The organism is Spirosoma sp. (genome assembly GCF_026391055.1).
Taxonomy (GTDB): Bacteria; Bacteroidota; Bacteroidia; order Cytophagales; family Spirosomataceae; genus Spirosoma.
In genome coordinates, this window is the sequence record NZ_JAPLET010000022.1 from 671,171 (window position 1) to 695,287 (window position 24,117).

The 24,117-nt window shown below is 47.6% G+C and carries 20 protein-coding genes; 8 read left to right on the plus strand and 12 right to left on the minus strand.

The features are described from left to right. Positions 1–33: 33 nt before the first annotated feature. The 6 genes from NT073_RS17870 to NT073_RS17895 form a co-directional block, all read right to left on the minus strand. A complete protein-coding gene (locus NT073_RS17870) occupies positions 34–405 on the minus strand; it encodes a response regulator (RefSeq protein WP_297376057.1) in 372 nt (123 codons plus the stop codon). 84 nt (positions 406–489) lie between these two features. Next, on the minus strand, positions 490–3,210 hold the full coding sequence (locus NT073_RS17875; protein ID WP_297376059.1) for a sensor histidine kinase: 2,721 nt from the start codon (positions 3,208–3,210) through the stop codon (positions 490–492). 228 nt (positions 3,211–3,438) lie between these two features. Next, complete coding sequence (locus tag NT073_RS17880) at positions 3,439–3,657, minus strand: DUF6814 family protein (RefSeq protein WP_297376061.1); 219 nt, start codon at positions 3,655–3,657, stop codon at positions 3,439–3,441. A gap of 133 nt (positions 3,658–3,790) precedes the next feature. Then, complete coding sequence (locus NT073_RS17885; RefSeq protein WP_297376063.1) at positions 3,791–5,377, minus strand: MFS transporter; 1,587 nt, start codon at positions 5,375–5,377, stop codon at positions 3,791–3,793. 49 nt (positions 5,378–5,426) lie between these two features. Further along, entirely contained in the window at positions 5,427–6,794 is a 1,368-nt protein-coding gene (locus tag NT073_RS17890; protein WP_297376066.1) for a hypothetical protein, read from the minus strand. A gap of 197 nt (positions 6,795–6,991) precedes the next feature. Continuing rightward, positions 6,992–7,411 carry an IS1 family transposase gene (locus NT073_RS17895; protein WP_297376068.1) on the minus strand — a complete coding sequence of 140 codons (420 nt, stop codon included), beginning with the start codon at positions 7,409–7,411 and terminating at the stop codon, positions 6,992–6,994. 410 nt (positions 7,412–7,821) lie between these two features. Here NT073_RS17895 and NT073_RS17900 point away from each other — a divergent pair, with 410 nt between their 5' ends. Together NT073_RS17900 and cobA are read left to right on the plus strand one after the other, a co-directional pair. Next, a complete protein-coding gene (locus tag NT073_RS17900; protein WP_297376070.1) occupies positions 7,822–9,984 on the plus strand; it encodes a nitrite/sulfite reductase in 2,163 nt (720 codons plus the stop codon). Between the two features lie 87 nt (positions 9,985–10,071). Continuing rightward, positions 10,072–10,818: a uroporphyrinogen-III C-methyltransferase gene (gene cobA / locus NT073_RS17905; protein ID WP_297376072.1), complete on the plus strand. Its 747-nt coding sequence runs from the start codon at positions 10,072–10,074 to the stop codon at positions 10,816–10,818. An 11-nt stretch (positions 10,819–10,829) separates the two neighbouring features. Here the strand turns inward: cobA and NT073_RS17910 are convergent, their stop codons facing one another. Genes NT073_RS17910 through NT073_RS17920 form a run of 3 tightly spaced genes read right to left on the minus strand, consistent with a single transcriptional unit; the run spans position 10,830 to position 15,000 of the window. Next, positions 10,830–11,600 carry a ThuA domain-containing protein gene (locus NT073_RS17910; RefSeq protein ID WP_297376074.1) on the minus strand — a complete coding sequence of 257 codons (771 nt, stop codon included), beginning with the start codon at positions 11,598–11,600 and terminating at the stop codon, positions 10,830–10,832. Between the two features lie 43 nt (positions 11,601–11,643). Further along, a complete protein-coding gene (locus tag NT073_RS17915) occupies positions 11,644–12,462 on the minus strand; it encodes a ThuA domain-containing protein (RefSeq protein ID WP_297376076.1) in 819 nt (272 codons plus the stop codon). Between the two features lie 39 nt (positions 12,463–12,501). Beyond that, complete coding sequence (locus NT073_RS17920; RefSeq protein WP_297376078.1) at positions 12,502–15,000, minus strand: glycoside hydrolase family 9 protein; 2,499 nt, start codon at positions 14,998–15,000, stop codon at positions 12,502–12,504. A gap of 276 nt (positions 15,001–15,276) precedes the next feature. Here NT073_RS17920 and NT073_RS17925 point away from each other — a divergent pair, with 276 nt between their 5' ends. From NT073_RS17925 to NT073_RS17950, 6 genes are all read left to right on the plus strand, one after another. Then, a complete protein-coding gene (locus NT073_RS17925) occupies positions 15,277–15,591 on the plus strand; it encodes a hypothetical protein (RefSeq protein WP_297376080.1) in 315 nt (104 codons plus the stop codon). Between the two features lie 919 nt (positions 15,592–16,510). Further along, positions 16,511–17,374: an STAS domain-containing protein gene (locus NT073_RS17930; protein WP_297376082.1), complete on the plus strand. Its 864-nt coding sequence runs from the start codon at positions 16,511–16,513 to the stop codon at positions 17,372–17,374. 15 nt (positions 17,375–17,389) lie between these two features. After that, positions 17,390–17,788, plus strand: coding sequence for an STAS domain-containing protein (locus tag NT073_RS17935; protein WP_297376084.1), 399 nt, complete (start codon positions 17,390–17,392; stop codon positions 17,786–17,788). Then, entirely contained in the window at positions 17,769–18,182 is a 414-nt protein-coding gene (locus NT073_RS17940) for an anti-sigma regulatory factor (RefSeq protein WP_297376086.1), read from the plus strand. Before NT073_RS17935 ends, NT073_RS17940 begins: the two co-directional genes overlap by 20 nt. Beyond that, entirely contained in the window at positions 18,175–19,215 is a 1,041-nt protein-coding gene (locus NT073_RS17945) for an ATP-binding SpoIIE family protein phosphatase (protein ID WP_297376088.1), read from the plus strand. The genes NT073_RS17940 and NT073_RS17945 overlap by 8 nt, the downstream gene beginning before the upstream one ends. Further along, positions 19,199–20,863, plus strand: a complete 1,665-nt coding sequence (locus tag NT073_RS17950) for an ATP-binding protein (RefSeq protein WP_297376090.1) — start codon at positions 19,199–19,201, stop codon at positions 20,861–20,863. The genes NT073_RS17945 and NT073_RS17950 overlap by 17 nt, the downstream gene beginning before the upstream one ends. A gap of 295 nt (positions 20,864–21,158) precedes the next feature. Here NT073_RS17950 and NT073_RS17955 read toward each other — a convergent pair whose 3' ends face one another. The 3 genes from NT073_RS17955 to NT073_RS17965 all read right to left on the minus strand — a co-directional run bounded on the left by NT073_RS17955 (position 21,159) and on the right by NT073_RS17965 (position 24,096). Beyond that, positions 21,159–21,749, minus strand: a complete 591-nt coding sequence (locus NT073_RS17955; RefSeq protein WP_297376092.1) for a TetR/AcrR family transcriptional regulator — start codon at positions 21,747–21,749, stop codon at positions 21,159–21,161. Positions 21,750–21,776: 27 nt separating this feature from the next. Continuing rightward, the gene (locus NT073_RS17960) at positions 21,777–23,366 is read right to left on the minus strand and encodes an ATP-binding cassette domain-containing protein (RefSeq protein ID WP_297376094.1); all 1,590 of its coding nucleotides are present in this window, start codon (positions 23,364–23,366) and stop codon (positions 21,777–21,779) included. A 313-nt stretch (positions 23,367–23,679) separates the two neighbouring features. Then, positions 23,680–24,096, minus strand: a complete 417-nt coding sequence (locus NT073_RS17965; protein ID WP_297376096.1) for a helix-turn-helix domain-containing protein — start codon at positions 24,094–24,096, stop codon at positions 23,680–23,682. Positions 24,097–24,117: the final 21 nt, after the last annotated feature.

The window sequence follows — 24,117 nt, forward strand, 5'->3', positions numbered from 1 at the left end:
GGGTTTTACAGATTGCCGTTGCCAGCAAACTCATCATATCTTCGGCAGTATGTTCAACTCGTTGACTTTAGCGATCAGCTCGCGGGTAGAGAATGGTTTGGGGATATACAGGTTAGCACCCAGGTCAAGTCCTTTCTGTATATCCTTCTCCTTACTCTTTGCACTCAGAAAAATCACTTTACAATGCTGGTAATCGGGTGATTGCTTAACAAAGCGGCATACTTCGTAGCCATCGACCCGCGCCATCATTACGTCAAGAATCAGTAGATCAGGCACTTCCTGGCGAATAATATCGAAAGCTTCGTCGCCATCACGGGCAATAAACACGCGGTATCCTTCTTTTTTCATCAGGAATTCCAGGGAGAGCAGAATACTCGGCTCGTCGTCAACAATCAGCACCTTCATAATGAGTTGAAATGATTTTGGCTAAAATAAGGAGTAAATGGCCTTTATCTTACCCTAATTTCCCGTTCCCATCAAAACCAGTCTTTATTCACAGGTAGGCAGCGAACAGGTAAATTCAGCCCCTTCTCCGGGCACACTGTTAACCGTAATTTGCCCATAATGCAACGCAATGATCTTTTTTGTAATTGCCAGACCCAGTCCGCTTCCCTTGGGCTTTCGTAGTGTCTGGTTATTTGCCTGATAAAATTTTTCAAAAATGAGTTGCTGTACGTCCGGCTCAATACCAACACCGTTATCGCGGACGGTCAGGTTAACTCGTTCATCACGGAGCGTCAAACAAACTGTAACATGACCGGTATCAGCCGGTGAGAACTTGATAGCGTTGGAAAGCAGATTGATCAGCACCTGCATCAGTCGGTCGCGATCACCATCCACAAAAGGTTGTGCCTGTGTGGGGCAGATCTCCAGCGTTACCTGTTTATCACGCGCTAACTGCGCCACATTCTCGACGGCCTCGGCCACTAAATCGACCATCGCAATTCGTTCAGTACTCAAGTGATATCGACCGGAATCGTACCGCTCCAAATCAAGTACCTGGTTAATGAGCCGGGAAAGTCTCTCCGTTTCCCGAATAACCCGGCTCAGAAACTCCTGTCTCATGGACTCATCCATGTCCGCCTGATCGTGCAGAATTTCCGACAACGCCCGAATCGACGTCAGGGGTGTTCTGATTTCGTGCGTAACGGTCGAGACAAAATCATCCTTCTGCTCATCGGACTGTTTAAGCCGTTCGTTGGCCAGACTTAGCTGCTGGGTCATCTGCTGTAACTCGGCCGATTTGCGCGTCAGCTTCTTGTTAACCATCATCAATTCCTGCGAGGCCTTCAGAATATGAATCACCTCATCCACAGAAAGCGGCTCTTCGTTCGCCACCGACGACACCAGGATACGCGCTGAGGCCGTTCCAATAGCGCCCGCCAGCCATTTTTCGGCATACGCCACCAACCTTGGATCGGCGTAGGCACTGCCAGCCTCCAGCTGGTTGCGCTGAATATACCGATCAAGCGCCCGCTGGGTGGCTTCTTTCCCGAAAAAGGTATTCAGTAACGACCGCAAATCAGTGGTTAAGGCCTGCCCATTCCAGGGCGTCGTTTGCTCCGTAGTACGCGAAAAATGAAATACATCGACGAATAAATTGGCCTGCGACTGGTCGAGTGCCCGCTGTGACCAATTTAGCGACCCCCAGATGTACCCGCCAATGTTGAAAAACATCGACCAGAACAACGCGTGTGCTATGGGGTCGAGCCCCGTAAGACCGAGCAATTCGTATGGTTTCAGAAAAGTCAGGCCTAATGGTCCTTCGCTAATAAAGGTGTCGGGCAGCAGGCCAGCCGTCACCAGCGAGGGAGCGATTAAGGTGTATACCCAAATCAGTGCGCCCATCAGCAGCCCAAGTTTGGCCCCATAGCGGGAACCCCGTTTCCAGAACAATCCACCAATCATGGCGGGCGTAAACTGGGCCACCGCAACGAATGAGATAACCCCAACCGACACCAGAGAGAAATGGTTGGCTACATAATGGTAGTACACATAGGCCAGCAACAATAAGCCCACGATGGTTACCCGCCGGATGGTAATTACCAGACCCCTTCGCGAAGGAGTTCCGGACGGTGGATCAAATCGGGCCAGCCAACCGGGTCGACTTACCAGTAAAGGCATCACCACGTTGTTGCTGATCATGACGCTCAGCGCAATCGTCTCAACGATGATCATACTCGTTGCCGCCGAAAAGCCGCCAATATAGCCCAACAGAGCCAGGTTGGTTTGCCCATACTGTAGCGGCAGCGACAATACATAATTGTCGGCGTCGACCAGCGGACCAAGCATCAGCTTACCGGCAAACATCAGCGGCAGTACGAACAGGTTTATCAGAAACAGATACAACGGAAAGAGCCACATAGCTTTGTTCAGGTGCTTTTCATCCACATTTTCGACAACGGCTACCTGAAATTGCCGGGGCAGAAACAGAACGGCCATCATGGATAAACAGGAATACCAGAACCAGTTGGTCGTGGAGGCCGATGAACTGAACGTAAACAGACGGGCCAGTGAAGGGGCAGCCGCAGCCCGCGTAAAAAGATCGGCTGGTCCGTTGAACAGAAAGAACGTGGCAAAGACCCCGATTGACAAAAAAGCGATCAGCTTAATCACCGACTCAAACGCAATGGCCGTTACCAATCCTTCGTGCCGCTCAGTAGCTTCCAGCTTCCGCGTACCAAACAAAATAGTGAATAACGCCAACACCAGACTGATTACCAGCGCCTGAGTACTTAGAAAAGAAGCCGACGTTCCGCTCACTGAATGGCCAGTCATCACCGCAAAACTGGTCGTGACAGCTTTCAGCTGAATGGATATGTACGGTACGGCCCCCATTACGCAGAGTACGGTTGCCATTACGCCCAACAGTCGGCTTTTCCCGTACCGCGACGAGATAAAATCGGCAATACTGGTGATGCGCTGCGTTTTGCAAATCCGGATAATTTTACGCTGGATAGTCCACCACAGGGGTGCACCAACCGTTGGGCCGATGTAAGCCGTCAGGTACTCGATACCCTCAGAAGCAGCCCGTCCAACACTCCCGTAAAATGTCCAGGCTGTACAATACACAGAAATAGACAACGCATATAGGTACGGATTGTTGACCAAGCTCCTACCCGTTTGCGGGCGGTTTTCGGCCCAGTAGGCTACTCCGAACAACAAACACAGGTACAACAAAGAGCAAACGACCAGAGCGAGACTATTCATGGGAAGTCGGCGAATCGTCGGAGTTGCGTGTACGGTGAATTAACCAGCCGATACCTCCAATTAAACTTGCCCATACAGTAAACACGTATAAATAAAGGACCGGAATACCCAGTACCCGCTCAGGTCGGTTTGCTATTGCGAGAATCGGACTATTCAGCAACAGCATGAATAACATACTGATTAGTAAAAGTCGACTTTCTTTCATGGTATGAAGTACCGGCCAGCCTTTTACTCTTCGTCGTAATCGCCAGCGAGTGCGTACCGGCCAAAGGTGATTAAACCACCAACCACTATAGGCACCAGTACCAGTAAAACCACCCAGCCAAAAACGTTATCTTCCAGTTTTTCGCTGGCAATTTTGACTAAGCTGTCCAGAATTCGGTCGTAGGCAACGAGTAAGCCCAGTAAAATCCAGACAAAGCCCATGTATTTTTTTATCGCTTTCATATCTTTTAAGGCTTAGAAGAAGCCAGCGGCTGCCGGCCTCTGTTTACGTGAGAATTGAGTTAAATTTCATCTGGCAGAAACAGACATCTGCCAGGCCCATTGTTTAATATTTTCCACCTCTGAAGTCAGGCCATTAGTCGCGCTCGACGGCCTTGGCGCGGTTACTCAGGTAAAGCAGGCCAATCACAAAGGACACACTAGCCACAATAATCGGGTACCAGAGTCCTTCCAGATAGGCTTTGGAAACAACGGGAGCCGCACCGGCCGCAGCAGCAGTTTCATTCGCCTTCGTAGCGGTGGCCACCAACGCCGTAGCAATAAAGGGGACCAACCCACCAAAAACACCGTTGCCAATATGATAAGGCAACGACATGGAGGTGTAACGAATCCGGGTTGGAAACAACTCAACCAGAAAGGCGGCTATCGGGCCATATACCATCGTTACGTACAACACCTGAAGCAGCACCAGAAGAATCATTACCATTAAATCACCCGTCGACATCGTCACCGATTTAACCACCTCGGGTTTAGACCTCTCCACTGACGCATCGGCCAGAACGGTCTGTTTCGACACTTCCTTGTAAGCGGTACCATCGGCGAAGGCTTTGGTCGTCGTAGTGGTAATCAGCGAATCGGCCGTATTCGCTATCAACGCTTTTTTAACGTCTACTTTCGTCTGTTCAGTCAATTCCTGTTTGGCCTTTAAATCCGTCAGGCTGTACATCTTCTCGTAAATGGGCCGGTAGGTCAGAATGCCCAGCGCCATACCGGCCAGCATGATGCCTTTCCGACCAATTTTATCCGACAGACCACCAAATATTACGAAGAAGGGTGTGGCAATCAGCAGGGCCACCGCCACGACAATATTGGATTGAACAAATTCGACATTACAGGCTTTCTGTATAAACGACAGGGCATAAAATTGACCTGTATACCAGATAACGCCTTGCCCCATGGTAGCCCCAAACAAGGCCAGTAAGACCATTTTCAGGTTTTCGCGCTTGCCGAAGCTCTCGGCCAGTGGGTTTTTGGATGTTTTCCCTTCTGATTTCAGCTTGGTAAATACCGGCGACTCCGACATTTTCAGGCGTATATAAATAGACACCCCTACCAATAATGCCGATAACACAAACGGTATCCGCCAGCCCCATTTGGCAAAATCCTCAACGCCCACCAGTTGTCGGGTAGCAACGATCACCCCCAGCGATACAAACAGACCCAGCGTTGCCGTTGTCTGTATAAAACTGGTGTAGTATCCCCGGCGGCCTTCGGGAGCATACTCGGCTACGTAAGTGGCCGCCCCCCCGTATTCGCCACCCAGTGCGAGACCCTGTATCAGGCGAAGCAGAAGCACGAGTAGCGGTGCCCAGAAGCCGATGGTTTCATAACCGGGAATCAGACCAATAAAAAACGTCGATCCGCCCATCAGCACCAGCGTGACCAGAAATGTATATTTCCGGCCAACCAGGTCGCCTAACCGGCCAAAAACCAGCGCTCCGAACGGACGCACGATGAAACCGGCAGCAAACGTCGCCAGCGTTGACAGCAGAGCGGCTGTTGGATTATCTTTCGGAAAAAACTGCGTTGACAGAATAGCGGCCAAGCTGCCAAAGATGTAAAAATCGTACCATTCAATGAGGGTTCCCAGCGAAGAGGCACCAATTACACTCAACAATGTTTTGGTACCGGCTACCGATTTGGGGGTTTGTTCTACTATCATTTTTTATTTAGGTATTGAGGGTTTGGAATTCATATGTAAAATAGAGCTTTTAGAAAGAATATACTGTTGTAAGCAGCAAACGAGTGTTTGTTATTTGCTCAGCAGCAGTAACCCTGGCATCTGTTGACGACGTGCCGTAGCCAGCCGTTGTTAGCTCCAGCTCGGTCCCGATGCGAAACCGGCCCGAAACGACTTCCAGTCGGGGTGCTATCCGAAACAGGTTATCGATACCACCCCGTCCGCCAATCCCAATGCCGCGTCCGTACGCAGCCACCGCATTGGGATCGTTTCCGGTATTCTTACTATATCCGACAAAAATGGCCGGAATAATGGTTTTGCCATTGCCCATCAGCTCAGCCCATATTGACGTAATACCCGTTGGCTTATAAGCTGTTTCGAGGGCGGGCGTAGTGCCTGCCGCAGGTGTACCATAGGCCAGAAAGCCACCCAGCATGACATGATCCGTCATATTCGAGCCTTTGAGCGCTTCGATCTTTAGCGTAGTAGCTCGTCCAATTACTTTCAAATACGCCATAACAGCCGAACTACCTACAGTAGCCTTGCTAACTAGTAGAGACGTACCACTGCCGGTCGAAAGTCGTGGCCGAATCACTTTGTAATCGAATGCCAGACCAGCCACCACCCGATCTCTCTTTAATTGTAGCTGGGCATGTAAATTAGGTACCGCCGAATTCCGAATATACTCAGACGAACCTCCGTTTAGGCCAATACTGGTAAAATCACGTTGAGCAATCAAGGCCAAAATAAGGCTGATATCTTTACTTAGATGTTCGGTAAGGCGAATCTGCGGACTCCGGTTAAACGGCTGAAAAGGAATGCCCGTATTAAAGTTGACCACTCCGGGAAATACCTCGGGCACAAACAATGGGTGCCAGAACTGCCCGAACGCCAACTGTCGTTTCGGCCAGTCCAGCTTGGCCCAGGCGTGCCGCAGCCGAACACCGCCCACGGCAGCATCTGAGGGGCCAAACCATTCCATTTCCAGCAACCCCGAGGTTTTAGCGCCAAACGCATCGGGGCCGGTAAACACCGCACCCAGCCGACTATTGATGGCCAGCATGTTAAAATTTGTGACCGCATTCACATCCAAACCATTCACGTCGACTTGCTTATCCCGTGGGTATAAATCCACCGAGGCTTCACGCAGGTTGACCGTTTGGCGGGAATCGAACGAAAAATCGTTTCGTACAAAGCCGGTAAATTTCAGGGTGACTGCCGACGTTTCGGCGGGTTTGTTGGTACCGACTGCCTGTCCGGCATTTGAGGGTGGTATGGAGTTCAGCGTTGTTACGGGCGTAGCGACAGTCGACACCTGAGGAGCCGTCGACTGCGGCCAGGCCGCTCCCGACAAGAGCAGTCCAAGGCTTGCAAGCGTGAACGAATAAGACAGTTTCATGAAGCTTAGGTAGGGTTTTGAGAAGTCATTTGATGCTTCAAAACACCCACATAGCGCGTTAACTGTCAACTGATTGACATAGATACGCTAAAATCCTATAGATATCTTTAGTTGGGAAGGAGTTTACTAATCAGAATCTTTTCTCTATTTATGTTTTATAGGCAGTATTTTTTGCTCTATTATGCGTAAACGGGCACTTATTCCTTAAAGCGCTCCCACTTGATAAGCATAAATTTGTCACCCAGTTCGGTTACGATCATCCCTGCCCCTTCCGTGTTTTTTCGATCTGAATAAAAATCTACTAACTCTCTGTGGTTAAGTATTTTATATGTCGGATGATACGTATTATTCTCGGGGATTTTAATCTGGTACTTCTTGACCCAATTCATAACGGACACATGGCTGATACCAAGTAATCGTTCGATTTCGCGAAAGCTAACCCCCTCAATATAAAGCTGTAAGGCTTTGATGACGTAGTAAGTGCTAATCCCTTTACCAACTTTACCAACGGTAAAATTATAGTTACATTTCTTACACCTAAAACGCTGACGCTGATTAACAATACCGTTTCTGACTGCGTCTACTGCATTACATTTCGGACATTTTAACGTAGCCATCTTACTCTAAAAATCATCTATATACTATTAGCAAATATATAGCAAATTAGCAGAATGAGTCATTTTTTTCTAGAAAAAGTTAAATTTAGAAATAGGTTATACTCACACTAAGCGCAAATTGTTGTTTAAGGCCGAAGCTGAATTATGTGTTTGGTTGTACCTACTGGTTGAAACCCGTATATGACAACAGGCCGAATCACCGGCTAAAGCCCGTGGTGAAAACCAGGCACCCAATTCAGGGAACTCGACCATATAACTTCAGCTTATCGACCATAACTACAAGTTGGGTAACAAGCGAACTAATGAAGGGGTTAAATCCATTATACTTGCAAGGAAATCGACGCCGGGGCTTACCGGCGTTTCGTTTTAATAGATTAGTTGATTAAATCTATAGACTATATACCTTACCTATGTCTATCCTATTGACCGACAACGTTAGTCCGGCAGCCAGACGCGATATTCTGGACCTTGAGCAGAAGATTAGTTCGTTCCGTTCGGGCGAAATAGCCGACGAAGCCTTCCGTAAATTCCGCCTGACACGCGGTGTATACGGTCAGCGGCAACCGGGTGTGCAGATGATTCGCATCAAACTGCCCCACGGCCGTATCTCAGCCAGCCAGCTTGTGCGTATTGCCGATCTGTCGGATAAATACGCAACTGGCAATCTCCATGCTACTACCCGGCAGGATATTCAACTGCACTTTGTAAAACTGGCCGATTCTCCTCAACTCTGGGCTGAACTGGAAGATGCCGGTATTACCCTGAAAGAAGCCTGCGGAAACACCGTTCGTAACGTGACGGGATCGGCCCGCGCCGGTATCGACCCGCTAGAGCCTTTCGATATTACGCCTTACGCCTATTATGTTTTCGATTATTTCCTGCGTAACCCAATCTGCCAGGATATGGGGCGTAAGTTCAAAATTTCGCTTTCATCGAGCGAGAAAGATTCAGCTTACGGCTACATGCACGATGTGGGTCTCATAGCTCGCATTCAGGATGGCAAACGAGGCTTTAAGGTAATGCTGGGTGGCGGCCTTGGCGCACAGCCTTTCTCCGCACAAACGGCGTTTGAATTTCTGGAAGAAGACCGGATTATTCCGTTCATCGAAGGTGTAATTCGGGTATTTGATCGGTACGGCGAACGCCAGAAGCGTCACAAAGCCCGCATGAAATACCTTCTCAATGACATTGGTCTGGAGGAGTTGCTACGCCGAATAGAGGAAGAAACACCTGCCCTGAAAAATAAACTTTTCTCGGTCGATAGTGCGCCTTTTTCGGTGAGTGAACAGTATGTCGACCGCCCCGAAGTAAGCGGTTATATACTCGAAACCGAGAATCAGAAGCTAAATAACTGGTTCAAAACAAACGTTTTCGAGCAGAAACAAGCCGGTTGGTATGCCGTTCAACTACGGGTATTACTGGGCGATATGCACTCCGATACCGCCCGGGCATTGGCGCAGATCGTTAAACAGTATGCCGCCGACGACATCCGGGTAACGGTTAACCAGGGCTATTTACTGCGGTTTATTCGGCCGGAAAACCTGCCCGCTATGTTCGAAGCGCTCGACGCTCTTGGCTTGGCAGAACCCGGTTTCGATACCACGGCCGACATCACAACCTGCCCCGGTACCGATACCTGTAATCTGGCTATTTCAAGCAGCTACGGTATTACCCGGGCTCTGGAACGGATGATGCACGACGAATTCCCGGATCTGGTGTTTAATGATGATATCAAGATCAAGATTTCGGGCTGCATGAATGGTTGCGGTCAGCACTCGGTTGCGAACATCGGCTACCACGGCTCTTCGTTAAAAAACGGTGCTTACGTATTGCCTGCTCTGCAAGTGCTGCTGGGTGGTGGTTTTAACGGCAAAGGCGAAGGATTGATTGCCGACAAAGTCATAAAAATTCCGGCAAAACGTGGTCCGGAATCGCTACGGTCCCTCCTGCGCGATTTTGAAGCCAACGCTTTCGACGGAGAGTATTACAGCGATTATTACGCCCGGCAGGGAAAAAATTACTTTTATCAGTTACTCAAACCCATCGCGGATTTGAAAACGCTGGTAGATAGCGACTACATCGACTGGGACCATACCGAGCAGTACGTAACGGAAGTGGGTATCGGCGAATGCGCCAGCGTACTCATCGACCTGGTAGCTACAACCCTGACCGAGGCCAGTGAAAAGCTGGGCTGGGCACAGGAAGCGCTTGCGGAAAACCGGTGGGCCGACGCGCTCTATCATGCTTACAATGTATTCATCACTGGGGCACGGGCCGCGCTGATGAGCCGCGATATTCCAACCAATACGCAGCACGGTATCGTCAGCGATTTCGATAAAACGTTTGCTGGCGGACCGTCGCACGGAAATGGAGTGGGTTTCCACGATGCAGAAGGTGACTTCAAATCGCTGGTATTCAGCATTAATAAACAGGAGCCTTCCGAAGAATTTGCCCGTCATTTTATCGCCCAGGCAGAAACATTCCTACAGGCCGTTCAGGCGTACCGCAATCAGCAGATTGAACAGGAAGGCGCTCCTGAATTGCAGGAATTGACTCAGGCACAGGATAGTTAATTTAAAAGCGAAAGAGCGGAAGCATAAAAGAGGGCCTGTCGCATTCTCTCACGCTCTTTCGCTCTTTCATCCTTTCCCTCTTTAATTATGAAACTCACTCTCGTCGGAGCCGGACCAGGTGATCCGGACCTGATAACGGTAAAGGGAATTAGGGCATTGCAGCAGGCCGATGTAGTCATGTATGATGCCCTGGTCCATTCCGATTTGCTGGATTACTGCCGCCCCGATGCCCTTAAAGTATACGTGGGAAAACGGCGGGGGGCTTACTCCTGCATGCAGGAGGATATCAACCCGCTTATCGTCCATTATGCTCAGCAATATGGGCATGTGGTGCGTTTAAAAGGAGGTGACTCATTTGTATTTGGCCGTGGGTTTGAAGAAGTAGAATTTGCCCGTCAGCATGGCATCGAGACACAAGTGATACCAGGCTTGTCGAGTAGTTATTCGGTACCGGCCTCAGCCAATATACCGCTTACCACGCGGGGGGTGTCAGAAAGCTTTTGGGTGGTTACGGGCACCACGAAAGCTGGACAGCTTTCCAATGACCTTAATCTGGCTGCCCAGTCGACAGCTACTGTTGTTATCTTAATGGGTATGCACAAACTGGCGGATATAATGGCTGTTTTTGCACAACATGGCAAAAGCGATACCCCGGTCGCCATTATCCAGAACGGAACCCTCCCCAACCAGCAAATGGTTGTTGGTCGTGTGCAGGATATTATTGAAAAAGTAAAAGAATCGGGCGTAGGCAACCCGGCCATTATCGTCGTCGGTGAAGTAGCCGGACTTAAACTAACTGAGGTTCAGGCTATTGCAGTATCAAATCAGGCATAAAATTTTCTTCATCATTTTTCTAATCCCCATAAAATGGCGTTGCCAACCATTTTTGTGAAGGCTTCAACGTTTAGTAAGCCTGCTGAGTGGCCCATTAAAAAATAGACATTCTTTGCCTTCTTTTTTTCATTACTCCATATTACCGGATGATCGCCCATTTTGATATCCGATGTCGGCTGGTAACTATTCTCATCAACATGGGCCAATACGCTTACATTGACGCGTGGATTCCTGTCAAATGTGTACCATTCATCATCAGGTATGACGAACTGATTGGGTAAGTCCTTCATTACCGGATGGGTTGCGGCTTCCGTCTTTACAGTGGCCGTGGCTTTTTTAGCGATATAGTTCTTGAAGCGAATGCCTCCCATAAACTCTGAAAACCAGTTCCACATCGGAAAGCCGTCAAATTCGCCCAATAAGGTGGCATGATGAAAGCCAATCCAAGAACCCTGCCCTTCATCTATGTATTTCTCAAAAGCCGTCCTTGTTTTGTGTGTCCAGTTGTAGGGTGGATAATTTAACTGAATAAAAAGCGAGTAATCGCTTAGTAGTTCATTGTCTACTTCTCCGGGATGGTTGATTACTTTAATTTCCAGATTATGCTTTTGGGCAAAGCTATCCAGCCATGGTAAAGCAGCCGCTACAAAACCCTCGTGCAGTCCACCTCGCTCAGTAAGAACCAATACTTTTCGTTTAGCCAGGGATTGGGGCTGTGAATAAGCATGTACCTGCCCAAGAAGCAGACTGATTAGTAAACAAACGAGCAGATGCTTTTTCATATTGGCAGTTTCTTTAAGTAACTCCAGGAGCTGTAAAGATGGCTTATTTGGTGAAAGGATTCCCTTGCTTATCGTTGCTAAGCACCCACTTGAGTGCATTGATGATAAGTAGCTTCTGCGTGGCATCGGAGTAGATCTCATCACCATGGCCCATGTTCAGATAAATCATCCGGTATTGCCGATTGGTCCACACTACCGGAAAATCGCCAAAGTTTATAACATCTTTAATACCTAGCGGATAATTGTCGGCAGAAAGAGAGAGAAGGATGTCAATATTCTTGTTCAAACGCGGACTCGGATTCCATTGATACCATTCACTTGCCGGAGCGGTCCAGGTTAGGGGCAGGTTTTTGGTAATCGGGTGGTTCGGCTGATCTACCTTAATTTTGGCAGGCTGTGGCGGCCAGTTGTTACAATAAAAAACACCACCCCCTAAAAAGTTTACAAACCAGGGCCAATGGGTATCTTTGTCATTGTAGCCTGACTCGTGAAAGCCCATCCAGCCACCGCCCTTCTCCATATATTGCTCAAACACAGCCCGTTCTTCTTTTTTGGTTGGATACCCATCGGGCATTATCACGATCTGGTAGTCCTTCAGCTTTTCGTAACTGTAATTGCCAAAATTCTGGGTGGTATCTAACAGAAAACCATCTCCTACGGTTAGCTTTTGCAGGTAGTCAATGGTTTGATGGGCAAAGATTACGTGGGCACCTTCTTTTCGATCACTAAAATAAATCAGTGCTTTGAAACGAGGTGCTTTGGCATAATTGGCCGAATAATTCGCCGGCACTTGTGCCGTCAGCTGAAGCTTAAGCAAAAGCAGTAAAGCGAACGTACTGATACTGTTTCTACACGTAATCATAAAGGGTTTTCTAAATATTAAAAACTTGTTTTGACGGTGTTAGTATTCTGCCAGCAGCGACAACCACTTGCCAGCTGAGGTAACCCACACTTCTTTATAGGTGGCATTATTGATAGCTGGCCACCAGGGAATATCTTCATTATCTATTGTTCGTATGCCTACCGGGATTTCGCCTGTTATTTCTCCGGATGAAAAACTATTCATTTGCGGATACCTATTTCCCTCCCCATAAATCAACGATTGACCAAATGGGTTTTTACCCACCGTCCAGTATAACTGTTCGCGCCCTATTTGACGTAACACTTCATCATTTAAAAAATGCCCACAAATAGCAGCCGCCTTCCCGGTAGAAAGATGAACCGTTGTATTGCCATTGAAAATACCGAACCAAACGGGAAACCTTTTTAGATAATGCTGTTCATCCAGCTTTACCCCTTTTGTCACCTGTTCTTTGTATAACTCCTTTGCGTTAGCTGGCGGAAATAAATGCAGCGAGTAGAATGCCGACGAGTCAGATGCTTCTTCTGTATGATACACGCCACTGGGTATCATTCCGTAAGGAGCCGTGTAAACCATAATGTCTTTTATATAATTGCCGTAAAGCTGCACGGCCAGATACCACTTCTGATAATCGGGATGACTACGCTGGGTTTCGCACAAGAGAATAAGTGCCTGCATGTACACCTGGTCCCGGGACTGATGGACGAAATGCACGATGGATGTTTGGGTCGTATCTCGGTAAAAAAAACCTTTACTACCCCTGGCATTGCCCAGCGGAGCTGTGCGTTGGCAGTTAAGTGTATAACGGATGAAATCGGCCGCCGTTTGGGCATATTGCTGTTGACCGGTCAACTTATAAAGCATGCTGGCAGCCCAGGAAATAGTAGCCATATACTGGCTTTTCGACGTGTTATAGCTATGCTCATACAACTGCGAAAATCCGCCATACCCACTTTCTTTATACGTTTTCATCGCAAAAGAGAAGTCTTCCCGTGCTATTTTACCCAGGTATTCGCTAAAGGCAGGGTCCTTGTCAAGGGTCATGGCGGCATAAGCCTCGTAAGCGGCATACAGGAAATTGTCGAATGAGTTATTATGCACCCGCACCGAGTGAATATCATCCAACGAGCCAATCAGGCCATCCTGCCAAATAAGCAATCCCATGCTGCTGGCCCGGTACCCATCGCCATAACGGTTCTTCAACACAAAATTAAGTCCCCATTCGGCCTCTTCCCGCAAGCGGGCTGCCAGTAGCGGATTTTTCGTCCGCTGCTTTTTATACGATTCCAGCAAGGCAAAACTAACATCTGCCGTTTGCAAGGTTTGCTGAGACAGGTCGCCCGCGTCATGCCAGCCACCGCTGTAAGAAATCTTTTTCCCATTGTGCTCAGAAAACAGATCAACATGACATTGCCCGTGCTTCTGAGGCACCGCATAGCCACACCGCTGACAGAAAATATAATTTAATACCCGCCATTGGGAAGACGTCCAGATACTTGGGTTAATCCCAAAGGAAGCGGTTTTCATCGTGCCGAAGACGATATGGTAGGTACCGGCTTTACTGAAATCACTGAAATCAAGTACCTCGTACTTACCCGTAGAAGTTTGCACCAGCTTCGGCTTTGCTTGATAAGCTACCTGCTGAGTCACTTCATTGATCAGTTGAAAAGAGGCATTGCTTAGAGCGATTGGCCGATTGGCAATAGCCGTTTTTTTCCCTTCGGTCATGTAGCCCGATGTCGAATAAACAATACTATTGGGGGCTGGCATCCACCCGTGGCTTATTTCCGGCGTTTGTATTTGTTTTAAAACGGGCTGATCAATGTAATAGATGACAGAGTCGCCGTTGGTTAGGTCTTTTCCTTTTAATGACACGTAAAAGGCAATTTCTGCCACTTTATCTCGACGAAGGTCCGATAGATCCAGGTAACAGCGGTTCCATTGATGGTTCGTCAAATTTAAAAGATGATCGGCCGAGTCCATAAGTGTTCCGGTTTTGGCTAATCCGGCTTGATTACGAACGCTAATGTTGATATTCACGACCTGGGCACCTTCGGCGTCAGGATAAATGAAAAATTCGAGCCGGTTATAGGCTTCCCAATTTTGCCCGTTCAAATTCAACTGCATACGGCAATTTCCGTAGGTGGCATAGTCCGGGTCAGTCTTTGAACCAACGGCCCTTTTTCCGGTAAATGTTGGGAAACTCAACCGCAAAGCTGGCTGTCCGGATTTTGTCTTTACATCAGCCATTGTCAGCTTTCCGTAACCAGTATGTTTCCAGTTACTGAAGATAGACGCTACTGTCAGGGGTTTCGAAAGTAGTACAGGCTTTTCCAGCGAAACGGCTTCGTAAGAACGGGAAAAATCCAGTGATAGCGGGCGATGAATCACCCCACTTTGGATAACCTCCTTGTATAAGTTTATCTTGATACCATCTTTTTGGATTTGGGCGTAACTGGCGGAAATAGTACAGGCAACCAGAAACGTGCAGAGTAATCTTACCGTCATTAGTAACACTTCGTCGAGAATGTAATTCAAAGGTATAAAATACCATCTATAGGCACCCTATGCCTATACCCTGAATGTCTTGCGATACGGATAGTCGTTGACAGAAATTAAAATCAGGGTTACATAAGATATTGATGTTCTAATTTCTGTCAAACTACAATCAGTCACATACGCAACTAAACAAAACTGGAGCATACAACAGTTATCGTATAGCGTACCAAGAAAGAACGATAATTTTTAGCGAAATTTTAGAGTGTTTCTTTTTAATTTAAAATCGTATTTGTTCTACCTTACAAGTCAGTAATTATGACAAGAGAAGAATTTTATGCTTCTGGATGGTCTCTAAACACAATAAATAAGGTGATTATCCACCTAAAAAATAATGCCGAACCTATATTTCCCGCTAGATTGGTCTACCCAATTTTACGTGAGTCCCCATTGGAAACCGTTCATCAAGAGGGCGAAGATGAACTTCACCAAACACCCTCAGCGGTAATAGCACTTTCTCTCAACTTCGAGGTTTTAACTAAGGTCGAATCATCAACAGTAGATTATTCACCCCAATGGGTTCCAGGAAGTATCCCTTTAGAATCCGTAGAGTCGATCAATCGCCTGACTTAAAACATAAAATTTAAAGAAGGCAGAGCGTCCGAATCCATAAGCGGGCATTCTGCCTGGGATTCATCTGTGTTTAAACCAGATAAGCAACCCTAATTAGCGTTCATGAACATTAGTCCACTTCCTTTTGAGGTTACCGGCGCCAGATTGAGATAGCTGTAAGTGTTCAACTTTTTATGCCTTTTCTTTTTCTAGAATAGCATTTTTCGAGACGAGCAAGACACCCGTGTGACATAATCACTTCCTTCATGGGTATACATCCGTCGTTTGTTGACCTTATTGGTCAGGCAAACCCGATCTTTGGGTTTTATACTAAATGAAGCTAGGTGTTGCCTCACCAAAAGATCAAAGTTAAATGCCCTTACCATTCCCGGCTAACCCTAGCTACTTGTAGAAGCGCAGCTACGAAGCCGAAGTTACTTTTCCAATTCTACAGGCCGTCTAAAAATGTTAGCGGTAAGGCACGGTGTCCCACCAATATGTCTTAAACTCCATGAGTAAAGCTTGCCAAGCCGTTGCTTCCATTATTTGACCAGATTGGACGTTATCCCCGCCAATAGCCCTCCGCAATATCGGGGTAAATATCCCCTGTCATGATAGCCTCAAATCTTGACATTCTATCGTGTAGAAGAGTCCCACTAAAAAATATTCGGGGCCAGAAATCGTATGCGACTGGTAAAATTGACAGTCATTAGAGTTGTTATCAATAATGTTTCTGCGTCTCACTAATGATGGTTTTTATAAAAGACTGATTTTTAAACATCTGTCAGACTCAATCAGTCGGATACTGGTGCAACACAACTAAGCAAAATGGTCAAACAATTATTGCATGGACACAATTTGTGACGTCTAGGTTAAATCTAGTTTTAAACTAGACAGATGATCCTTATTTTTACTAAATTTTCCTCATTCAGTTTTACCAATGGCCAATACGATAACCGAATTACTGAAAAAAAACAAGACCCAGCTTCTCGACAGATGGATTCACGTGCAGTTGACGAGTCAAACGCTTCGAGATGATCTAATGTCCGATGATGAGCTGCGGGCGCAATCTGAAGAACTGGTTAATGCCTTGGCAAAAGTGATCACGGAGGAAAACAGTAATCAACCCGATTCGGCCGACTTCGATGAAGTTTTTGAAATTTTATCGACCATTTCCATGTCACGCGCCCGCCAGGGCTTTTCGCCCCGCGAAACTGGCACTTATATTAATAGTCTGCGGGAAGCTATCATAAACTTGCTTCAAGAGCAATTGTTGGAGTCGCCAGCTCAACTCTTTGCCGAAAGTCAGAAACTAACCCGGCTGCTGGACCATTTTAGCGTTATTACGTTCGAAACGTTTATTAAAGGCCGGGAGGAAGTGATTTTCAGGCAGACCGAGGAAATTAGTGATATCTCAACCCCAGTGATTCAAATATGGGACGGCATTCTGGCCTTGCCCATTATTGGCACGCTGGACAGTTCCCGAACCCAGGTCGTGATGGAAAACCTCTTGCAAAAGATTGTCGATACTGGCAGCAGCATTGCTATTCTGGATATTTCCGGGGTGCCGGCGGTTGACTCATTGGTAGCCCAGCATCTAATCAAGACCGTCAGTGCTACCCGACTCATGGGGGCCGACTGTATCATTAGTGGTATCCGTCCCGAAATTGCCCAAACCGTTGTTCATTTAGGTATCGATCTATCAAACATCATTACAAAAGCATCGTTGGCCAGTGCACTCAAACATGCCTTTAGCTTGCAAAAGCTCGTAATTAAACGGTTGGAAGGAGATAAGATACGGTAACTGCGTAAACATACAATGGACAAAATACCCATCCTTCGAATGGGGACCTTCTTACTGGTCACTATTCAAGTTGATTTATACGATCGGCTAGCTTTAAATCTGGAAAGTGATTTGATCAATATGGTCCATAAAACGGGTGCTCGGGGCGTGCTGATTGATATTTCGGCTGTATCAATCGTGGATTCGTTTATGGGACGTATACTGGGCAATATTGCCTGTATGACCCGGGTGCTGGATGCTGAAACGGTCGTTGTCGGAATGCAACCGGCCGTAGCCATTACCCTCATCGAACTAGGTTTATCGTTGAATGGCGTCTATACAGCACTCGACGTGGAACGAGGCATTAGTTTATTGCAAACCAAGCTTGGTCCCAACGACGAACTGGCAGACGACGATGCTGACGACACTGAGTAGAGACAGGCTGACCATAACCCGGGAACAAGACGTAGTTCCGTGTCGGAACCGGGTTAAAGAAGCGGCCGTGAGAATTGGGATGGGGATCGTCAACCAAACCAAATTGATTACAGCAGCCAGCGAACTGATTCGGAACATGCTTCGGTACGCTGGTGGGGGCGAGCTTTTGATCGAAGTCGTTTGCAAGGGACGCGAATCCGGCATACGACTTACGTTTACCGATCAGGGGCCGGGCATAGCTGATATTCAGCTGGCCATGCAGGATGGGTATTCGACCGGAAAAAGTTTGGGCTTAGGGTTACCTGGTACTAAACGTCTGGTTAATGAGTTTGATCTCGAAAGTATATTAGGCCAAGGAACAACAATCACTATACTAAAATGGAAAAATGGATAACTCCGCGCATACTCAATTTCGAGCCCCAGATCGGAGTTATTTGGCTCAACTAAAAAAAGGAGTTGGTCAAATGGCCATTAAGGCTGGCTTCCAACCGCAGCGATTAGCAGAGATTGATATAATTGTTGCAGAAATGGCCACCAACCTGATTAAGCATGGTGGCGGTGGCGAACTACTGGTCCGCCACATTCAGACCACTCCGCAGGCGGGTCTGGAGTTGATCAGCATTGACAGTGGCCCAGGGATGACCGACACTACCCGAGTGTTTCAGGATGGTATCTCGACGACCAATACATTGGGCCAGGGCCTGGGCTCGATCAAACGCTTAGCAGATCAGGTGCAGCTGTTCTCCATAAAAGGTTGGGGTACCATTTTGCTGGCCCGCATTTTTCTTCATCCACTACCCGATAACGCTTCTATTCGCCTGTCAGGTTTTGAATTCCGGTCGTTACTGGTTGCTAAACCCGGTGAAACCCTGTGTGGCGATGGAGTTTATGTAAAAATAACGCCCACTCACCTTAAGCTTTTTTTGGGTGATGGGTTAGGCCACGGACCTGAAGCTTACTTAGCAGTACAGACCGCCGTAAATGCTTTCCGGCTTTGCCCGGATCATCGTCCCGTCGATATTTTGCGGCAAATGCACCGCTCGGTTACGAAAACCCGCGGTTTGGTTGGCTCGGTGGTTGTTTATGATGTGGCGAGTCAACAATGGAACTGGTGCGGAGTGGGTAATATCACGACTAGGATTAGTGGGCCTATGGCTACCAAAAACTTTCTATCCTACAATGGCATTATTGGCATGAACCTGCCAGCAACCATGAATGATCATACCCTGCCCTTTGAGCGGGGGCAACTCCTAATTATGTGCTCGGACGGGCTCCAATCGCGTTGGGATCCTACTAAATATCCACATATTCACCGCTACGATCTATCGATCCTAGCTGCGGCCTTATATAAAGATTATGCCCGACAAACTGATGATAGTTCCTTGTTTGTTGGGCGTTCACAGGGAGATCATGGAAGAATTAGTTAAAGGTACGCTTGACAATGAAATGGACCTGATTCTGGCCCATAAGCGGGCGATGAGACTGGCCGAGCTGGCGGGCTTGTCATTAGCGGCTCAAACTACGTTTGCGACGGCCATTTCTGAGGTGGCTCGCTATGCCATTGAACTAGGGACTGGACCCGTATTAACATTAGGTATTGACCGCTCCCAAGGGCATCCGTTCTTAGTCGCCCTCATTGAAGACCCTCATCTTCCAGTTGCTAACCCTCTGAATCAGGCACTTTTATACGCCCAGCGGTTGGTCAGTAAGTTGGAAATAACCCATACTGGTAAAGGCGGAACAATTAGCTTATACCATAGCTTACCCATCGCTCGAAACATAAGTCAGCAGCAGGTAAACCGCTGGCGGTTATACTTCGAGGCTACTCAACCGCTCTCGGCCTATGATGAAATTAAGCGAAAAAATGAGCAACTGCAGGAATTAGCCCTGCGGCTCCAGGCCAGCGAACAACATTACCAACGGGTAACGGACTCACTGCCGCTTTTAATTTTTACCACTAATCAAGCGGGGCAGCTTCTGTACACCAACACCTGGCTAACCGAACTGACGGGTTATTCCATTCAAACCATTAATCAAGCTAGATGGGCTAATATCATCCACCCCGAGGACTATGATGAATTCTGGCGACTTTGGACCAAACAAGCGTCTAGTTATCGGCCCTTTCAATACGAATGTCGCCTTAAAAAGGGTGGCCGTGAGCACTATATCTGGCATCTGATTACGGCCCAACCGGTAAAAAGTGAGCCTGGTAAGGTAGCGGCCTGGAGCGGATTCGCCGTTGATATTCAGGCACAGAAACTGGCCGAACAGACCCTTCGACAAAATGAGGAACTAGTTCGGGCCAAAGCCAGTCTGGAGCAATCGCAACACGAATTAACGCTAACCATACGGGAATTAAACCGGAGCAATGAGGAGTTGAGCCAGTTCGCCTACATTGCCAGTCACGATCTGCAGGAACCCTTGCGTAAAATCCAGCAATTTGGTGACTTGCTTCAGGCACGAGAAACAAACTTATCATCAGATTCAGTGACCTATTTGAATCGCATGCAAGAGGCAGCCAGTCGAATGTCGATGCTAATTAAAGATTTGCTAAGTTTCTCCCGACTGTCCACGCGTCGGGAATCCATAAGGTCCTTATCTCTAACGAATCTGCTTCACGCTTGTCTAGACGATTTATCGCTACTGATTAGCGAAACGAATGCCCAAATCCATATTCAACCGCTACCTACCATTGAAGGAGAAGCTACGCAGCTTGGTCAATTATTTCAAAATTTACTCAGCAATGCGCTCAAGTTTCGTCAAAAGGGAGTCATTCCCCAAATTTGGGTTAATTATCAGGCTATTCCGGCCACTCATCTACCCGCTTTCTGGAAGCCTGCCAGTGCCAACGGTATCTATCATAAAATAGAAATAGCTGATAATGGGATAGGCTTTAATGAAAAATACCTGGATCGGATTTTTCAGGTTTTTCAGCGTTTGCATGGAAAAAATGAATTTGCGGGTACTGGTGTCGGTCTGGCCATTTGCCAAAAAGTGGTAGCCAATCATGGTGGTATGATTACGGCGACTAGCCAACCAGGTAAAGGATCCACGTTTATCGTCTACTTGCCGTAATAAAACCAGTACGTATGCTAAGTAAACTAGTTGACAGGTAGTAAAACAAGCCGTCCAATTAAACGCCCCATTTATGAAGCAGTTGAAAAGAGAGCGCTTATAGCTCTTTAAGTAACCACAGAAGTATCTTTATATGCCTTGTCAATCTATGAAGCTGAATTGAAAAATGGGATTCGAAGGTCCGCGCATAAACGGGGTCTTTCGGGTAATGCAACCTATTTACACCGGTGTAGCTAAGTCAAATATTTCGCGTCAGGAGCGTTTTGTGGCATATTAATTATTTACTTATCTTCTACTAGGATTTAAAGAGTACTCGGATAATTAGGCCCTTACGTTCATTCATCAACTCCTTAAACGCTGATTCTGAAAGGCCAAAGAACTGACCATAAAGCGGGGCCATGATCAGGGGATAAGAGAGAAGCGAAAACAGATTCATAAGAAAATGAATCGGGTTCATCGGCTCCAGGGTTCCATTCACCATCTCCTGTTCTATTTCGGCCATAAACGACTTGACAGGGTCTATCTGTATATGCTCGATCAGTTGATGCCCTACGGTATTGAGCTGAGTAACCATAAAGGTTTCCTGGTAGGGGTAAGTGCCCATGTCGATTAGAAAAACCTCGATCAGTTCCTGGATTTTCTCCCGGAACGGTTGGGGCGATTTCATGGCGGTGGCCAACCGTTGGCTTAGCGCCTGCATGGCTTCCTGAAAAACCGTGTCAATTAACTGGTCTCGCGACCGGAAGTAGTAATGCAGGGCCGCCCGGTTAACACCTGCCGCATCGGCTATATCCTGCGTGGTGGCATGTAGTCTGCCTTCGGCAAATAGAATCCGCTTCGCCGTTTCTTTAATCAGTTGTTCAGTTCCAGTGTCTTTTGATGGCATGTGCGTAAGGGTAAACCATTCATTTATTCAGGCGACGCGAATCCGGCTGTCAATCCCTACTTGCTGGATAAAATAGGAATCGTGCGAGATCACCAGTAATGTACCGTTGAAATTCTTCACGGATGCTGTAAACACATCTAGGCTTTGTCCATCAAGGTTATTAGTCGGTTCATCCAATATCAGCATATCGGGTGTGTGATTGCTGACCGATAGACAGCATAAAGCCAGCTTCATTTTTTCACCCCCACTTAATCCACTACATTTCCGGTCGAACAAATCTCGCCCGAACTTTGAATAAATAAGCAATGATTTTACCTCGTGTTCAGGTAAGTGGCGGCTATTAAAGTGCTCCACTTGTTCATAAACCGTTCGGTTGGGATCGATCAGGGTATAGTCCTGGTCAAGATACAGGTAAGTGAACGAAGCTCGCTGAATTGTGCCCTGTACTGGCTCCAGCTTACCAGTTAGAAGGCGCAACAGGGTTGTTTTACCTGCCCCATTATCGCCCTCAATTCGGATACGGTCGCCCGAGCGGATCTGAAATGTCAGCGGCTTCCACAAGGGAGTGTTGCCGTACCCAAAACTAAGTTGCTCGGCATCGATCAGCATCTTTCCGCGGTGGAGGGTAGAAGCGCCAATATCGATTTTCAGTACGTGATAGGACTGAATCTGCGACCGAATCTGCCGGATATTTTCAGCGATTCCAGCTACTTTTTCACTATGAGTGTTTAACAGGTTAGCGGTGCTTTGCTCAGCTTTACTTTTCCGTCCACCGGCAATGATGCGCGGCAGCGATTGGCTCTGGCCGACTACCCTGCCGTTGGCTTCCTTTTTTTGACGCTGTTCGACCATATCCCGCGCTTTTTGCTGACTTTGTTTCAAGGTTTTAGACTGCTCATCCAGTTGGGCTTGCAAAGCCCCAACCTGGCCATTTTTCTGTTCGCGGTAAAAATCAAAATTCCCACCGAATACGGTTAGGCCACGCTCACTAAGTTCTAGGGTTGTCGTCAATAAATTGAGCAACGTGCGGTCATGACTGACAACCAGCAACGTTGCTGTACTCGACTTGATAACCTCATATAATTGCTCCCGGCTACCCACATCCAAATGATTGGATGGTTCGTCGAGTAAGATGATCCCCGGCTTGTGAAGGGATATGCCTGCCAGAAATACCTTCGTTTTTTGCCCACCACTCAGTTCGTCTAACCGCTGATCAACCGTTATGTGCGCCAAATCCCAGTTCGAAAGGGCAGTAGACACAGCCTCTTCGATCTCCCAGTCATCGGCCAGGTCCGTAAAAAACTGTGGGTCAGTTTCGCCGGACAGGATAGCCCGGATACTGCGCAGCTTTTGGTCAACGCCCAGCACCTGGGCAACCGTCAAGCTGTCGTATTGGCCCAGGTGCTGGGGTACAAACCAGGGCTTTTCGGTCGCCATGATTTGACCCGCTGATGGAAGCAATTTTCCGGCAAGGAGCTGCAAAAGAGTTGATTTCCCTGTTCCGTTGTTGCCTACCAGCGCGGCTTTCTCACCGGAGTTTAGGGTAAGGTTTAACCCCTCAAACAGCAACGTCTTATCGGGATGTCTATAGGTTAGCAACCTGGTCGTCAAACTCATGTAAATCGGCGTAAAGGCTTGTAAATGGCACTAACATCCATCAGTTTGATGAACGGAAGCGCAAACCTAACAAATTTGTTTAACAAATTTGTTAGGTTTGCGTAATAGAACTCAGCTTAAAACCTTGTTGCGCCAATATTCAAGCCTACTATACTCCAGCTCATAAGAGGGAGAATTAGCATTCCTGCTTGTTTCAAGCATATATGAGAAGAGGGCTACTCTGGCGATACTCCGGAAGTCTAGAAGAGCTGGCTTGAAATCGCACCGCTTTTTGGCCCACTACTTTCCAGTCCTAAGGTCGCACGACGGTTGTTTAGGCCAGGGCCTTTTCGCGGGCGAGCCGTTGGTACTTTTCAACGGCTGCATCTTTCCCAAGCTGTAGTTCTTCTAGTAAGCCTGGGTCGACGACGGCGGGGCCATGCTTAGTGCCCCACAGAATGAGCTCTATAATAATGGGGACTGTTTCAACACCTTTTTCTGTCAAGCGGTAGGTGAACTTCGACTTCTTATCGGAGGCCACTGCCTTGGTTAAGATACCTTGCGACTCCAGGACTGCCAGGCGGTCGGCCAGAACGTTGGTCGCCATTTTCTCCGCTGACTGCAGGAATTGGCCATAAGTAGACTTACCCGCAAACACCATATCCCGCAGAATGAGCAGGGTCCATTTGTCCCCCAACACATCGAGCGACGTGCTGATAGGGCAAGTAGAACGCTGTTTTAGCGCTTTCATAAAAAACGATTTATCTTTTAC

Excerpts from the sequence above, each read along its gene's own strand:
- NT073_RS17900 (WP_297376070.1), top strand. The coding sequence starts at position 7,822 with ATGTCTATCCTATTGACCGACAACGTTAGTCCGGCAGCCAGACGCGAT.
- NT073_RS17915 (WP_297376076.1), bottom strand. The coding sequence starts at position 12,462 with ATGATTACGTGTAGAAACAGTATCAGTACGTTCGCTTTACTGCTTTTG.
- NT073_RS17960 (WP_297376094.1), bottom strand. The coding sequence starts at position 23,366 with ATGAGTTTGACGACCAGGTTGCTAACCTATAGACATCCCGATAAGACG.
- NT073_RS17925 (WP_297376080.1), top strand. The coding sequence starts at position 15,277 with ATGACAAGAGAAGAATTTTATGCTTCTGGATGGTCTCTAAACACAATA.
- NT073_RS17965 (WP_297376096.1), bottom strand. The coding sequence starts at position 24,096 with ATGAAAGCGCTAAAACAGCGTTCTACTTGCCCTATCAGCACGTCGCTC.
- NT073_RS17880 (WP_297376061.1), bottom strand. The coding sequence starts at position 3,657 with ATGAAAGCGATAAAAAAATACATGGGCTTTGTCTGGATTTTACTGGGC.
- NT073_RS17895 (WP_297376068.1), bottom strand. The coding sequence starts at position 7,411 with ATGGCTACGTTAAAATGTCCGAAATGTAATGCAGTAGACGCAGTCAGA.
- NT073_RS17945 (WP_297376088.1), top strand. The coding sequence starts at position 18,175 with ATGGATAACTCCGCGCATACTCAATTTCGAGCCCCAGATCGGAGTTAT.
- NT073_RS17910 (WP_297376074.1), bottom strand. The coding sequence starts at position 11,600 with ATGAAAAAGCATCTGCTCGTTTGTTTACTAATCAGTCTGCTTCTTGGG.
- NT073_RS17950 (WP_297376090.1), top strand. The coding sequence starts at position 19,199 with ATGGAAGAATTAGTTAAAGGTACGCTTGACAATGAAATGGACCTGATT.
- NT073_RS17940 (WP_297376086.1), top strand. The coding sequence starts at position 17,769 with ATGCTGACGACACTGAGTAGAGACAGGCTGACCATAACCCGGGAACAA.
- NT073_RS17935 (WP_297376084.1), top strand. The coding sequence starts at position 17,390 with ATGGACAAAATACCCATCCTTCGAATGGGGACCTTCTTACTGGTCACT.
- NT073_RS17930 (WP_297376082.1), top strand. The coding sequence starts at position 16,511 with ATGGCCAATACGATAACCGAATTACTGAAAAAAAACAAGACCCAGCTT.
- NT073_RS17885 (WP_297376063.1), bottom strand. The coding sequence starts at position 5,377 with ATGATAGTAGAACAAACCCCCAAATCGGTAGCCGGTACCAAAACATTG.
- NT073_RS17955 (WP_297376092.1), bottom strand. The coding sequence starts at position 21,749 with ATGCCATCAAAAGACACTGGAACTGAACAACTGATTAAAGAAACGGCG.
- NT073_RS17875 (WP_297376059.1), bottom strand. The coding sequence starts at position 3,210 with ATGAATAGTCTCGCTCTGGTCGTTTGCTCTTTGTTGTACCTGTGTTTG.
- NT073_RS17870 (WP_297376057.1), bottom strand. The coding sequence starts at position 405 with ATGAAGGTGCTGATTGTTGACGACGAGCCGAGTATTCTGCTCTCCCTG.
- cobA (WP_297376072.1), top strand. The coding sequence starts at position 10,072 with ATGAAACTCACTCTCGTCGGAGCCGGACCAGGTGATCCGGACCTGATA.
- NT073_RS17890 (WP_297376066.1), bottom strand. The coding sequence starts at position 6,794 with ATGAAACTGTCTTATTCGTTCACGCTTGCAAGCCTTGGACTGCTCTTG.